The sequence below is a fragment of the Microbacterium gorillae genome, assembly GCF_050990725.1.
In the GTDB taxonomy this organism is placed as follows: Bacteria; Actinomycetota; Actinomycetes; order Actinomycetales; family Microbacteriaceae; genus Microbacterium; species Microbacterium gorillae_A.
In genome coordinates this window covers 4,455,892-4,469,485 of the sequence record NZ_CP158844.1, presented here as the reverse complement: position 1 = coordinate 4,469,485, position 13,594 = coordinate 4,455,892, and the positions used below count along the sequence as shown (strand labels likewise).

Sequence of the window (13,594 nt, the reverse complement as noted above, 5' to 3'; positions counted from 1 at the left end):
GCCGATAGGGTGAATCTGTGCGTCCATCGCACAGGCTGATCTTGGAGGTTTGTCGACGTGGCTGAGCCCTGGCTGTCTGCTGAGGAGATCGCCGCGGGGGTGTCCATGAACATCGGATCGACTGCAGCCAAACGCTACGCACTGTCGTTCACCACCGGCGGCCTCCTCTCGCGCGAGGCAGCGGTCTTGGCGCCGGTCTATGTCGAGCTTCGTGACTGGGCGAAAGTGCGCGACCGTGCGGTCAACGAGAATCTCCTGCAATCGCGCACACACAGCACGGGTGTCCGACGCGTACGAGAGACTGTCAGACGCCTGTCGGTGCTCTCAGGACGAGAGCTTGAGATCCTTCCCGATCTCACAGCAACTGAACGAGGTCACCTCATGTGGGCAGCGGCGTGCCGTCGATACGACCTCATCGCCGAGTTCGGTGAGGAAGTGCTCCGTGAGCGCTTCCTCACCTTGACGGGAACCGTCTCCCACGAGGACTACGACTCCTTCTATCGCGCCAAGGCGATGTGGCACGACGAACTCGACAGCGTCTCGGCCGCCACGTACCAGAAGCTTCGGCAGGTGCTGTTCAAGATGATGGTCGAGGCAGGGCTGGTGACGTCCAAGGGGGCCATCGAACCCGCTTTGTTCTCCGCTCGAGTCGCCGAGCTCCTCAACGAACGCACGCCCAGCGACGTCCGCTTCTTCCCGACGAGGACAGTCTGATGCCTCTGCACTTCAGGGCCACATTGGTTCAGCAAGAAGAGCACTTGTTCAAGGTGCTCAGCAGCGATCGCTTTCTGAAGATGGAGGGCCTTGGCAACGAGGTCGCTCATTTCATCTACGACTACGACCCCACATGGGCCCTGGATGTGGCCCAGGCCAAGAAGCGCATCAAGACCAAGCTTGACACCGAGCGTGGGATCAAGGTCTTCGAGATCAACCTCTACGACCTGTGCGTCGAGCTTCTCAAGAAACGCAATGTATGGGAGCGTGTCCTCGCGGCTGAGCCGACGATGGACAAGCTCGACTTTCTCAAGATGCTTCAGAACATGCTCGACCCGCAGATGCACCTCGCTCCGGCGATCAAGGAGCGCATCGCGAACGAGTCGTTCCAGATCCTTTTCCTCACGGGGATCGGCGAAGTGTTCCCGTTCGTGCGCTCGCACACCGTTCTCAATAACTTGCAGACTGTGGTTTCAGACAAGCCGATGCTGATGTTCTTCCCTGGCCGGTACGAGGTGTCGGCCACGCAGGGTTCGGCACTGGTGCTGTTCGGCCAGCTCAAAGACGACTCCTTCTACCGCGCGAAGCGTATCCTCGACCAGGAAGCATGACCCGATGAAACTCAACGAGATCTTCCTCAAAGATGTCACCCGCTCGATCGAGGGTGTCGTCAAAGCCGACGACATCGACCATCTGGGCGTTGAGGTTGAGGAGTACGTCCTCACCAACGACGCCGCGAAGGGTGTGGCGCCATTGCTGGAGGAGTACACCAACTACACGAACGCCAACGGTGTGTGGATCTCGGGCTTCTTCGGTTCCGGTAAATCCCACCTGCTCAAGATGCTCGCCCACCTGCTGGGCAACGTGGAAGGTCAGGCGTTCCCCCGTGAGAAGGTGAGCGAGGCCTTCCTGAGCAAGACCGACGACGCGATGCTCATTGCGTCTCTCAAGAAGGCTGCGGCCATCCCTGCGAAGAGTCTACTGTTCAACATCGACCAGAAGGCGACCTTGATCGCCAAGGATCAGACTGACGCGCTGCTCAAGGTCTTTGTCAAGGTCTTCGACGAGAGCCGGGGCTACTTCGGCAACGACGGCGCCGTTGCCCGGTTCGAGGAGGATCTCGATAAGCGCGGCCAATACGAGGCATTCAAGTCTGCCTTCGCGAAGCACGCCGGTATCGACTGGTCGCAGGGGCGCGAGCAGACGGCTCTGGAAGGGCACAACATCGACAAGGCGTTCGCCGAGGTCAACGGGGAAGCGAACCCCGGGATCATCGCGCAGTACCAGAAGTCATACGCCGTTTCGATCGAGGACTTCGCTACCTCGGTTCAGGGGTGGATCGACAAGCAGGTACCAGGTTTCCGGCTCAACTTCTTCGTTGACGAGGTCGGTCAGTTCATCGCCGACGACGTCAAGCTCATGCTCAACCTGCAGACGATCGCCGAGTCCCTCAACACCAAGTGCAAGGGGCAGTCGTGGGTCTTCGTCACATCGCAGGAGGATATGGACAAGGTCATCGGGGACCGTACCAAGCAGCAGGGTAACGACTTCTCCAAGATCCAAGCCCGGTTCAGTGCCAAGGTGAAGCTCACCAGCCAGGACGTTGAAGAGGTCATCAGTAAGCGTCTGCTGGAGAAGAACGATGCGGGCGCTGCCGAACTCATGGCCATCCACGCCGAGGAAGGAGCAAACTTCAAGACCATCTTCGACTTCGTCGACGGTGCGAAGACTTACCGTAACTACGTCGATGGCGGACGATTCATCAGCACGTACCCGTTCGTCACCTACCAGATCCCGATGTTCCAGGCTGCGATCGAGGGTCTGTCCGACCACAACATGTTCGAGGGCAAGAACAGCTCAGTTGGTGAACGTTCGATGCTCGGCGTGGTGCAGGAGGTCGCCAAGCGCATCGGCACAGAACAGGTCGGCTATCTTGCGACCTTTGACCAGATGTTCGCCGGTATCAGCGCCGCGCTGAAGTCAGCCGCGCAGAGCGCCATTCTCCAGGCCGAGAAGCACCTGCCCGACCCCGGCTCCGAGATCACCATCCTCGCCAATCGGCTGCTCAAGGCGCTGTTCCTCGTCAAGTACGTCGACACCTTCAAGGCCACGCCCCGCAACCTCACGGTGCTGATATACGACCGTTTCGGGCTCGACCTCACCGGACTTGGCAAGCAGGTGCAGGAGTCGCTCAACCTGCTCGAGGCACAGTCGTACGTTCAGCGCAACGGCAACGTCTACGAATACCTCACGAACGAGGAGCAGGAGATCGAGAAGGAGATCAAGGCGGTCGACATCGACTCGTCCGAGGTCTCCACCAAGCTCTTCCGGTACCTCTCGTCCGACATCCTCAGGACCAACAAGCTGAAGTATGTGAAGAACGGCCAGGACTTCTCGTTCGGTTACAAGCTCGACGACGTGCCCCAGGGAAACCAGCGTGAGCTGACTATTCACTTCATCACGCCCGAGACGAGCTACAGCGACTCCGAGATCGCGGCGCAGAGCATGGGGCGGGACGAGCTGCGGGTGTTCCTCGGTCGTGACAAGCGGCTGCTCGCGGACCTGCGTCTGCTGCTCAAGACGGAGAAATACACCAAACAGCGCACGAGCACGGGGGTGATGCCCTCGATCCAAACGATCCTCCAGGCGAAGCAGGTACTCAACGAGGACCGGGAGAAGGAGCTCATCGAACGCCTCCGCCAGGCTGTTGGCAAGGCACAACTGATCATCAACGCCGCTGAGATCCCCTCCAGCTCAGAGGATGCCGTGGCACGCGTTACCGACGGGTTTCAGGAACTCGTCAGCCGGACGTACACGAACCTCGGGTTGCTCGGCGGCAAGACATACCCCGAGCAGCAGGTCGCCGCAGCGGTTCAGAACGAGACGGGGCTATTTGACGCGGCGACTCTCAGTGCGCTCAACTCGCCGGGCACCGAGATGGAGTCTTGGATCATCACCCAAACGGGCCTTGGCGAACAGGTGACGATTAAGAAGATCGCTGACCGCTTCGAGACCAAACCTTACGGCTGGGATCTCGGATCCATCGAAGTAGTGCTTGGCTGGCTCGTGGGCACTGGCAAGGTCGCTCTGAGCGTCGATTCCAACCCGGTCGCCCGGACCGAAGCGGCGAGCCTGATCCGCAACACCGCCAAGCACCATCACGTCCTCATCTCACCCCAGAAGGCATACGACCATGCGAAGGTCGCCGCGTTCAAGAAGTTCTGTACTGACTTCTTCGACGAAGGTGCCGTACCGAGCGACCCCATCGAACTCGCTCGGTTCGGGAAGGAGAAGCTCGCCGCCAGGCGGGATGAACTCAATGCGCTCGTCAGTAGTAGCCGGTACCCCTTCGTCAGCGAGCTCGCCGGCGTCGTCGCCTTGCTCGACGAGGTCGTCGGCAAGCAGGCCGACTGGTACCTCAACGACTTCGATACGGCTGACGAGCTGCTCGAAGCCAAGGAAGACCTGATCGACCCCATCAAGTCCTTCCTCAATGGCCAGCAGGCCAAGATCTTTGACGAGACAAAGGCCCTCTTGAGCGCCAACGTCGGAAACCTTGACTACCTCCCCACAGGAAGCGTCGACACGGTGAGAGATCTACTCTCGGATGTCAACGCTTTCCGCGGCAACAAGATGAACCAGCTCAAGGCCGCGGCCGACACCCTGCGTGGACTGATCGACGATATCGTCGCCGACAAACGTGCGGAGGTGACTGCAGCGATCAATGGGCGCCGGGCCGAAATCCTCGCCAGCACCTACTATGTCAAAGCCACGCCAGCCGCACAGGAGAACGTGATCCGGAGGATCGACGGGATCCTTGCGCGTCTTGGTGGGGAGACTCAGGCCGCACTCATCCTCCAGGCCGGCGCAACCTTCGAGCAGGATGACTACCCGGATCTGCTGGGTCGGCTCATCGCGGCGCAACAGGATGGGGATGACGACGCTGCGCCCCCGAAGCCGATGGTGTCGGTCAAATCGATCAGTGTGCCCGGCGCGTCGGGTGTCCTGGAATCCGAGGCCGACATCGACAGCTACCTTGCTAAGTACCGCGTCGCGCTCGTCGCGACCCTCAGCGACGGAAAGCGAATCACGCTCTGATGGATACCGCACCGCTCAAGTCCTTCGCTACGTCAGCGCGCGTCGAACTCATCCGTGAGGTCGGCGCGCGCATCACCGCTGTGCTGGCTCAAGGGTCACCCGAACGCGTCGAAAAACCCCAAGCCGTGACCGCGCTGGAACGCACCATCGCCGCCGCGGGGGGTGGCGATAAAGGCGAGGCACACGTGGCCGACAAGGTTGCGTACATCTGGTTCAACCGCATCATCGCCCTGCGGTTCATGGACGCCAACGGATACACCGGCATCGGCGTCGTCTCGCCCGCAACCGATCAGGTCGGCCAGCCCGAGATACTCGCTGCGGCCAAGCGTGGCCAGATCGACAGTGATGTGGTCAAAGGTGCGAACGTCGCTACCATCACCGGGCTGCTCAACGGCACCCGCCGCCCTCGCCCCGGCGCCGACGCTCAAGCCGAGGCATATGCGCTCCTCCTGGCGGACTACTGCCGCTACTGGAACAAGGCCATGCCGTTCATGTTCGAGCGCGAAGGCGACTACACCGAGCTGCTCATCCCCGCCAACCTGCTCGCCGACGATTCCGTCCTGAACCGCTCCGGCAAGGTACTCACCGAAGAGGTCTGCCAGGACGTCGAGGTCATCGGCTGGCTCTACCAGTTTTACATCGCCGAGCGGAAGGACGAAGTCTTCGCTGGGTTCAAGAAGAACAAGAAGGCCGGCGCCGACGAGATCCCTGCTGCCACGCAGCTCTTCACCCCACACTGGATCGTCCGGTACCTCGTCGAGAATTCCGTGGGCCGTCTGTGGATGCTCAACCACCCCGAGTCCCGCCTCGTCGACCAGATGGACTACTACATCGCACCCGTCGATGATGAGACAGACTTCCTCAAGATCACTAGGCCCGAAGAGCTCACGGTCATCGACCCCGCGTGCGGCTCCGGTCACATGCTCACTTACGCCTTCGACCTCCTCTACGCGATCTACGAAGAAGAGGGGTATACGCCGTCACAGATTCCGAGCCTGATCCTTGCCAACAACCTTTACGGCACCGAAATCGACCCTCGTGCGGGCGCACTCGCCGCGTTCGCGTTGACGATGAAGGCCACCGCCAGGCGCAAGCTGTTCCTCAAGAAGCCTGTCGAACCGAACGTTTGCGTGCTCGACCCGATCTCCTTCAGCGCCGACGAGCTGAGCTACCTCGTCACCCAGGACGGTGATCCCCAAGCGGAGAAGGCGTTCTGGAACCAATTCGCCCACGCGGACACGTTCGGTTCGCTCATCCAACCCGATCCCGCGCTGACCGCTCGCCTCGGCGGACACCTCGCGGTGCTCGAGGACGGGGGCGACCTTCTCCGCGCCGACGCTCTCGATTGGGCTCAGCGCGTCATCGACCAGGCCTCGTACCTCTCGCGGGAGTACGCAGTTGTGGTCGCGAACCCGCCGTACATGGGCAGCAAGCAGATGAACGCGCTGCTTTCACAGTTCATGAAGGACGAGTACCCGGAATCAAAGTCTGATCTGTTCGCCGGCTTCATCCAGCGCTGCACCAGCCTCGCAGGGCAGCAAGGAATGGTGGCCATGATCACGATGCAGTCGTGGATGTTCCTCAGCTCATACGAAAAGCTCCGCGCCTCACTCCTCACCAGGCAGCGAATCACCTCGATGACGCACCTGGGCGCGCGGGCCTTCGACTCGATCGGAGGTGAAGTCGTCTCCTCGACCGCGTTTACTTTGGCGAACGTCCCGCCGGCAGCTCGTGGTGATGCCCGTAAGCGCGCGGGCATCTTCATCCGCCTCGTGGATGGGACTTCCGAAGCGGAGAAAGTCGCCGCGCTGCGCACGGCCCTTGCGGTTCGGACCGCGGAAGCGGGCTTCCACCGCGCGTCGGACGCCGACTTCACGGCAATTCCAGGCTCGCCGATCGTCTACTGGCTCAGTGAAAAGATGCGCGCCGTGTTCCAGGAGTCGCCCGCTCTGGAACGGCGCTCTCGCTCTGCGAAGGGCCTCGTGACCGCAGACAACGCAACTTTCGTTCGGTTCTGGTGGGAGGTGGCACAAGACAAGACCGGATTCGACAGGTCAAACCGGGAGGAGGCGCAGGCCTCGCAACGCCGCTGGTTCCCTTACGCCAAGGGAGGCGAGTTTCGTCGCTGGGCCGGGAACCTTGACTCAGTGGTCGATTGGCAAGACGACGGTCTCCGGCTGCAGAAAACCATGACAACGGACGGCGTAAGGGTTCGAGCAACAAACTTCAACCTGGATCGAATCTTTAGAGCTGGGCTCGCTTGGACCGTGGTCACGTCTGGTGAGCAGTCGTTCCGCAACGTCCCCAGGGGTTCCTTGTTCGACGCCGCCGCAGGAATGTGCCAGTCAGACACGGACGAGATTCACCTCGCAATCCTGAACTCCCACGTGGTCTCGATGATCCTCTCAGCAATCAACCCGACCCTGAACCTGCATCCTGGATACCTGGGGGCGGTACCGGTGCCGAAGAATGCCGACGAACTGCCAACGAACGCGGTCACCCGTCTTGTTGAGACCTCCGAAAGTGACTGGGACGAAGCCGAAACCGCGTGGGGGTTTCAGCTCAACCCGCTAGTTGCGCTCGTTCGGATCTCCTCTACGGATCCCGACGCTTAGCGATCGTCACAAGCGGATTGTCGGCAAAGTCCCATGCTGTCTCGACTACGTCCCAGTCGGCGACCGATGTCGCAATCAAGGCCTCGCAGCGCGCACTCAACTGATCGGTCACGTCGGGCGTGGTAGCCGGAAGCGGAACCTTCTCGATCTGGCCGAGCTTGAAGTCCATCGTCGGTGCAAGCATCTTCAGAATGGTGGTCCCGACAGAACTGTTGAGAATCGAAAGCAGATAGTCTCGCCTGCGGCCGTCGTGAGGAAAAGCCACGGGCCCCTTGGCGTCGAACATGAACCCCTTTCCCATTGCTCGACCGCAGAATCGGCCAGACGTAAGCCCGGTCCAGGTGATGCCTGCACGAAAGGCCCACTCTCCGTTGTAGTTGTGCGATCGTACACGACCGGTGTGCTCTTCGATGTTGAGGCGCTGCCGTTCGCCATCGTGCTCCCAGTCAACGACGTACTCGAAGTTCCCTGACCAGCAACGTTCTGTACCTCCTTTTAGGTACGCAAACCAGCGCTTTCCTGGCGGCGGAGAGTCGTCAAGGGACTGTGGCAGCGCAACGCCCCGCGCAGAAGGCTCCCACCAGAACTTTAGGAAGCGGTTGTTGTCACCCGTGGTCAGCCCCTCGCGCGTAGTCACCACGTCAGCCAGGGTGGTACCGCTCTGGAACACGGCGCGCATCTTTTCACTGAGCCAGTAGACGATCGGCGAGCCTGGAATTGCCGTGAAGTCGGCGTCCGACGCGCGGTGGAAGCCCGCTTCCGCGGTCCGAACCGCAAGGGCCGTGCGCAGCGCGGCGACTTTCTCCGCTTCGGAAGTCCCATCCACGAGGCGGATGAAGATGCCCGCGCGCTTACGGGCATCACCACGAGCTGCCGGCGGGACGTTCGCCAAAGTAAACGCGGTCGAGGAGACGACTTCACCTCCGATCGAGTCGAAGGCCCGCGCGCCCAGGTGCGTCATCGAGGTGATTCGCTGCCTGGTGAGGAGTGAGGCGCGGAGCTTTTCGTATGAGCTGAGGAACATCCACGACTGCATCGTGATCATGGCCACCATTCCTTGCTGCCCTGCGAGGCTGGTGCAGCGCTGGATGAAGCCGGCGAACAGATCAGACTTTGATTCCGGGTACTCGTCCTTCATGAACTGTGTTGCGGTGGATATCGGCGGCGGGAGATGTCAGCCAATCCAGCGGCGTTGAGGCGCGGGGTCGCCCGCAGCCTCAGCTGCACAGTTCTGGCCGCGCGAGGGAGATGGCTACCCTGATGGCTACCCACGTGACAGAAAGACAAATGGTGTGATCACCGCGCGGAGGAGTGCTGACCCGTAGATCCGGAGGCGTGCGGTCCCAGCCACGCTGGCAGGACTGGATGGCTACCCCTATGGCTATCCCGGCGGTGCGTCGCAGCGGTGTGACATAGAGAGATGGCACGCAAGCAACGTAGAAAAGGGACCGGATCGATCTACCGGAACTCCCGCGGCCAGTGGGTCGCGGCCATCGAGACCGGATGGACTGAGCGCGGGACCCGGCGTCGTCTCACGCTCAAAGCCCGGACGGAGAAGGAGATCCGTGCCCGGCTCGCGGAAGCACATCAGAGAATCGCTGCGGAAGGCGCCGTCGCGTCTTTCGCCAGCACCACCGTCAAGCGATGGGCCGATGAATGGCTCGCTGACCGGCAGCGCGCCGTGCGTCCGGGAACCTACGTCGCCGACCGCTCGGCAGTCAACCGTTGGATCGTCCCCACGCTCGGCCACTTGCGGCTCGACGCGCTTTCGCCCGCCGACATCCGCAAAGTCGCAGTCGCTCAGGAGAACGCGGGGCTCGCGCTCCCGACGCTGCAACGCACGCATGCGGTGCTGGGAAAGCTCCTTACGGACGCCGTCGCCGAGGGGTATCAGGTCTCGCAGCGAACACGAGAGACGAGCGGTCCGGGTGCCGGTCCGTCGTCACGGCAGGCGCTTGACCCCGACGCTGCAATGCGTATCCTCGCGGCTGTCGCCCAGCGGCCAGACGCCTCAAGATGGGTTGCCGCGCTCGTCGCGGGGCTGCGCCCTGCGGAAGCGCTCGGGCTCACCTGGGACATGGTCGATCTCGATGCGGCGACGATGACGCTCGCGTGGCAGCTCAAAGCGCTTCCATATGTAAGGCACAGATGCCCGGTCAGCGGCTTCCGCGTGCCCCGCGGATTCGAGTCACGGCACCTTATCGGCGCCTTCCACTTGGTGCGGCCGAAGACCCGTGCCGGAATCCGCGTCGTCCCCGTGGTGCCGTGGCTCGCTGAGGCGCTGGAGGCCTGGCAGAAGTGTGCGCCGCCGTCCCCCTTCGGTCTTGTCTGGCCGCGTGAAGACGGCTCCCCGTGCCCAGCCGAAATTGATCGCCGACGATGGTACGAGATCGTCGACCAGGCTGGCGTCACCGTAACGGGACCGGGCGGCGAAACCCGTCGCCCGCTGCTCTACGAAGCGCGGCACACTGCCGCGACTCTGCTCCTCTCAAACGGGATCGACGAGACCATCATCAAGGCCATCCTCGGGCACTCTTCGGTGCTGAGTACGCAGGCCTATCTCCATGCTGACACCACGCGAGTTCGCTCGGCGCTGGTGGCGTCTGCTGAGAGTGTCGGGCTGGGCCGATAGCCTGGAACCGCACACATCGATCCATCGCTGCCTGTCACGAACACCGCTTCGTCGGTGTTGTGTCGAGCAGGGATTCATGCATGACAAGTGAGGCAACCGGTGAAGACGCTCGAACAGATTGTTGCGCTGCACCGCGACGAGTGGAAGGAACGCTCACTCGAACAACAGCGGCTGGAGATCGAGAACAACGAGGCTGTCGCGAGGCTGTACGGGCTCGAAGATGAAGTTCCGTCCCATGTGCCTCTCGAACGTGTGTCACTCACGAACAATTCAGCGTTCCGCTGGCCCAATAAGACTCCCGAGGAACGCGACGCACTGTTCGCTCAGTCGTCAATCGTCGACCTCATTTCCTACGCCGTGGGATGCATGTTCGGTCGGTACAGCCTGGACGAGCCGGGGCTCATCCTCGGCGACCAAGGGGCTACTCTCGAGGACTACCTCACCAAGATCCCGAACCCGAGGTTCATGCCCGACAAGGACAACGTTATCCCGATCGTCGATGGCGACTGGTTCGAGGATGACATCGTCGAACGGTTCCGTCTGTTTCTTCGCACCGTCTTCGGGGAGCAACATTTCGAGGCGAACCTGCAGTTCGTGATCGAGACGCTCGGCCTCAAGAATCTGCGGGACTACTTCATCAAGGCCGCCGGGCGTGGCGCGGTGTCGAAGTTCTACGATGATCACCTTCAGCGTTATAAGAAGCGGCCGATCTATTGGCTCTTCTCCAGCCCCAAAGGCTCGTTCAATGCCCTGATCTACATGCACCGGTATGCGCCATCGGCGGTCTCGGCGGTGCTGACCTACCTGCGCGAGTACGTCACCAAGCTGGAGTCCGCCCTCCAACAGGCTGAGCGCGTAGGGAATGCGAAGGAGTCTGACCGGCTCCGTAAGGTCCTCGTCGAACTCAACGAGTACGAGCACGACACCCTCTTCCCGAAGGCGTCCGAGAACATCGTCATCGACCTGGACGATGGCGTCAAGGCGAACTATCCGAAGTTCGGCGGCGCGCTCAAGAAGATCCCCGGGCTGGAGGCAGCGAGTGACTGATCTGACTTCCGTCCAGGACGCCCTCAAGACCCGACTCGCCTCGGAACGGGTCGTGTTCTGGCACGACCCCGCCAGCCAGTACGTTGCGGACCTCGACGCGCTCGATCTCGGGCCGGTCAGCATCATCCGTGTCGAGGACAATGAGTTTGGCGTCAAGAGCACGGTGCTCACCGATCCCGTCAGCAAGTACCTCGTCTACCGCTCTGGCGATACCCCTCGCGGAACGGCGAACTGGTTGCTTGATCTCGAGCTCGCGTACGGGGTCTTTACGGCTGACAAGACATCCATGCTCCAGCAGGAGCTTGGCCTGAACGACCCTGCTCTGCTGCCAGTGATCGAGCAGCATCAGAAATTCTTCGCCGCGGGCAGCCGCAAACAGGCGCTGGAGAAGCTTCTGAACGAAGGCGACGACGCAGCCCGACTTCGCGCCAAGATGTGCCAGGTGCTTGTGAAGGCACCGGGCAACAAGCTGACCGACATCGTCCGTGAACTCCTCGTCGAGAACGCCGCCGGCAAAAGCGCCAAGTTCAACGAGCTCGTCACCTTCGGTCTCGATCAGTTCTTCTGGGATGGGCTCGCGAGCATCTACAAATACCCGAGTGCATCACCGACGATCGACGACTTCGTTCTATGGATGTTCAGCCGCGCCAACGAAGACTTCGCGTCGACCGCACCTGACGAGTTTCGCAACATCCGCAGCGACTTCAATGCCCTCCGCTATGACGTCCGCAGTCAGGACACGATGACGACGCTTGCCGCCCGCGCGGCAGAAGCTCTCGACGTAAAGTCCAAGATTGAGCATCGCGACTACCGCGAGCTCGCCAAGATCACGATTTTCGAGGAGATTGATCGCAAGGTGGTCGTGGACCTTGCCGCGGCCGTCTCTGCGCAGACGGTGACGCCGCGTGAGGTTGCCGACGTCGTGCGGCAGCGTCAGGAGAGTTTCTGGAAGGCGAAGTACGCGAAGCTCTACCAGGCAATCCAAAGCGCCTCAGAGCTGCTCGCAGCGATCGCGGGCTTGCCGCACGCTATTGCGTCGGCAGCCGTCGGGTTAGAGAAGTACCAGTCCGAGTGGTTCCGCATCGACCAGCATTACCGCTGGTTCACCCACGCCCACCAGACTGCCGATTTCCACAAACCGCTCGAGGCGCTGAAGGCTGAGGTCGATAAGCAGTACGCCAACAAGTATCTGTATGACTTCGGAGGGCTCTGGCAGCAGGCTCTCGAGCCGATGAGCGAGTGGAAGTCTGCTGTGCTCGCGCCGCAGGCGAAGTTCTTCGATGGTCACGTCGCGCCCGTGGTCAAGGACGGCCGCACCAAGGTGGTCGTGATCGTCTCGGACGGCATGCGGTACGAGGTCGCCGAGGAGCTCGCGTCGATGATCCGCAGCGAGGATCGGTTCGATGCCTCGCTCTCGGCCGTGCTCGGCTCGTTGCCGAGCTTTACCCAGCTCGGCATGGCGTCGCTATTGCCACAGTCGAGCCTGGAGCTCGACCCTGAGGGTCTGCCGGTGCTGGCGGACGGGAATCCGACGAACGGCACCGCGAACCGTGACAAGATTCTGCAGGCCGTCAAGGGGCATGCAGTCACCGCCGCTGAGGTGCTCGCTATGCAAAGCAGTGAGCTTCGTGAGCTGTACACGAAGCACCAGGTGTTCTACGTCTACCACGACCGCATCGATGCCGCAGGCGACAAGGCCCCGACCGAGCGGACCGTGTTCGAAGCCGCAGAGGAGACTCTCCGTGAACTGCTGCTTCTGGTGAAGAAGTGGACGAACGCGAACGCGACGAACATCCTCATCACCGCTGACCACGGGTTTCTCTACCAGGACATCCCGCTCGAGCAGGCGTATTACCTCTCGGAGAAGCCCCAGGGCGACGCAGTCACCAAAACCAATCGCCGCTACGTGCTCGGCCGGTCGCTGAAGCCGTCCTCATCCTTCATGACGTTCACCTCGGCTCAGGCCGGGCTCGCGGGAGACGTTGATATCCAGATTCCCAAGTCGATTCACCGCATACCGCAACCCGGTGCCGGCACTCGCTACGTGCACGGGGGGGCCTCCCTCCAGGAGATTGTCGTCCCGGTGATCACGGTCAACAAGAAGCGCAAGAGCGACGTCCGTCCGGTGAATGTCGACCTCATGCCAGAAACTGACAAGATCACTACTGGACAACTCGCCGTGAAGCTGCTTCAGCGTGAGGCCGTCACCGACAAAATTCAGCCGCGGCACGTTCGCCTCGGGCTTTACGTCGGTGAGGCCCTGATCTCCGACCAGCCCGTCCTCACGTTCGACAGCGCATCCAGCGATCAGCGCGACCGCTACCAGAGGGCTGTGTTGTACCTTACCGAGGACGCTGACCAGTTCAACAACCGGCCTGTCGAGCTGCGGCTCGAAGAGCCGATCCCGAACACGACGCAGTGGAGGCTGTTCTCGAGGGGGAACTACACCATCCGACGGTCGTTCACGACGGATTTCGACTTCTAGGAG

The 13,594-nt window shown here is 61.6% G+C and carries 8 protein-coding genes; 7 read left to right on the top strand and 1 reads right to left on the bottom strand.

The window, feature by feature from the left end; all coding sequences use genetic code 11:
- Positions 1-57 precede the first annotated feature (57 nt).
- Genes ABTV68_RS20545 through pglX form a run of 4 tightly spaced genes read left to right on the top strand, consistent with a single transcriptional unit; the run spans position 58 to position 7,427 of the window.
- Positions 58-714, top strand: a complete 657-nt coding sequence (locus ABTV68_RS20545) for a DUF1819 family protein (RefSeq protein ID WP_433675520.1) — start codon at positions 58-60, stop codon at positions 712-714.
- Complete coding sequence (locus ABTV68_RS20540) at positions 714-1,325, top strand: DUF1788 domain-containing protein (protein WP_433675519.1); 612 nt, start codon at positions 714-716, stop codon at positions 1,323-1,325. Before ABTV68_RS20545 ends, ABTV68_RS20540 begins: the two co-directional genes overlap by 1 nt.
- A 4-nt stretch (positions 1,326-1,329) precedes the next feature.
- Positions 1,330-4,812 carry a BREX system P-loop protein BrxC gene (brxC, locus tag ABTV68_RS20535; RefSeq protein WP_433675518.1) on the top strand — a complete coding sequence of 1,161 codons (3,483 nt, stop codon included), beginning with the start codon at positions 1,330-1,332 and terminating at the stop codon, positions 4,810-4,812.
- Positions 4,812-7,427, top strand: a complete 2,616-nt coding sequence (pglX, locus tag ABTV68_RS20530; protein WP_433675517.1) for a BREX-1 system adenine-specific DNA-methyltransferase PglX — start codon at positions 4,812-4,814, stop codon at positions 7,425-7,427. Before brxC ends, pglX begins: the two co-directional genes overlap by 1 nt.
- Here pglX and ABTV68_RS20525 read toward each other — a convergent pair.
- A complete protein-coding gene (locus ABTV68_RS20525; protein ID WP_433675516.1) occupies positions 7,408-8,565 on the bottom strand; it encodes an Eco57I restriction-modification methylase domain-containing protein in 1,158 nt (385 codons plus the stop codon). The genes pglX and ABTV68_RS20525 overlap by 20 nt on opposite strands.
- A 282-nt stretch (positions 8,566-8,847) precedes the next feature.
- Here ABTV68_RS20525 and ABTV68_RS20520 point away from each other — a divergent pair, with 282 nt between their 5' ends.
- The 3 genes from ABTV68_RS20520 (at position 8,848) to pglZ (ending at position 13,591) form a co-directional block, all read left to right on the top strand.
- Positions 8,848-10,059, top strand: a complete 1,212-nt coding sequence (locus tag ABTV68_RS20520; RefSeq protein ID WP_433675515.1) for a tyrosine-type recombinase/integrase — start codon at positions 8,848-8,850, stop codon at positions 10,057-10,059.
- Positions 10,060-10,158: 99 nt separating this feature from the next.
- Positions 10,159-11,106, top strand: coding sequence for a hypothetical protein (locus ABTV68_RS20515; RefSeq protein WP_433675514.1), 948 nt, complete (start codon positions 10,159-10,161; stop codon positions 11,104-11,106).
- A gap of 52 nt (positions 11,107-11,158) precedes the next feature.
- Entirely contained in the window at positions 11,159-13,591 is a 2,433-nt protein-coding gene (pglZ, locus tag ABTV68_RS20510) for a BREX-1 system phosphatase PglZ type A (RefSeq protein ID WP_433675513.1), read from the top strand.
- Positions 13,592-13,594 lie beyond the last annotated feature (3 nt).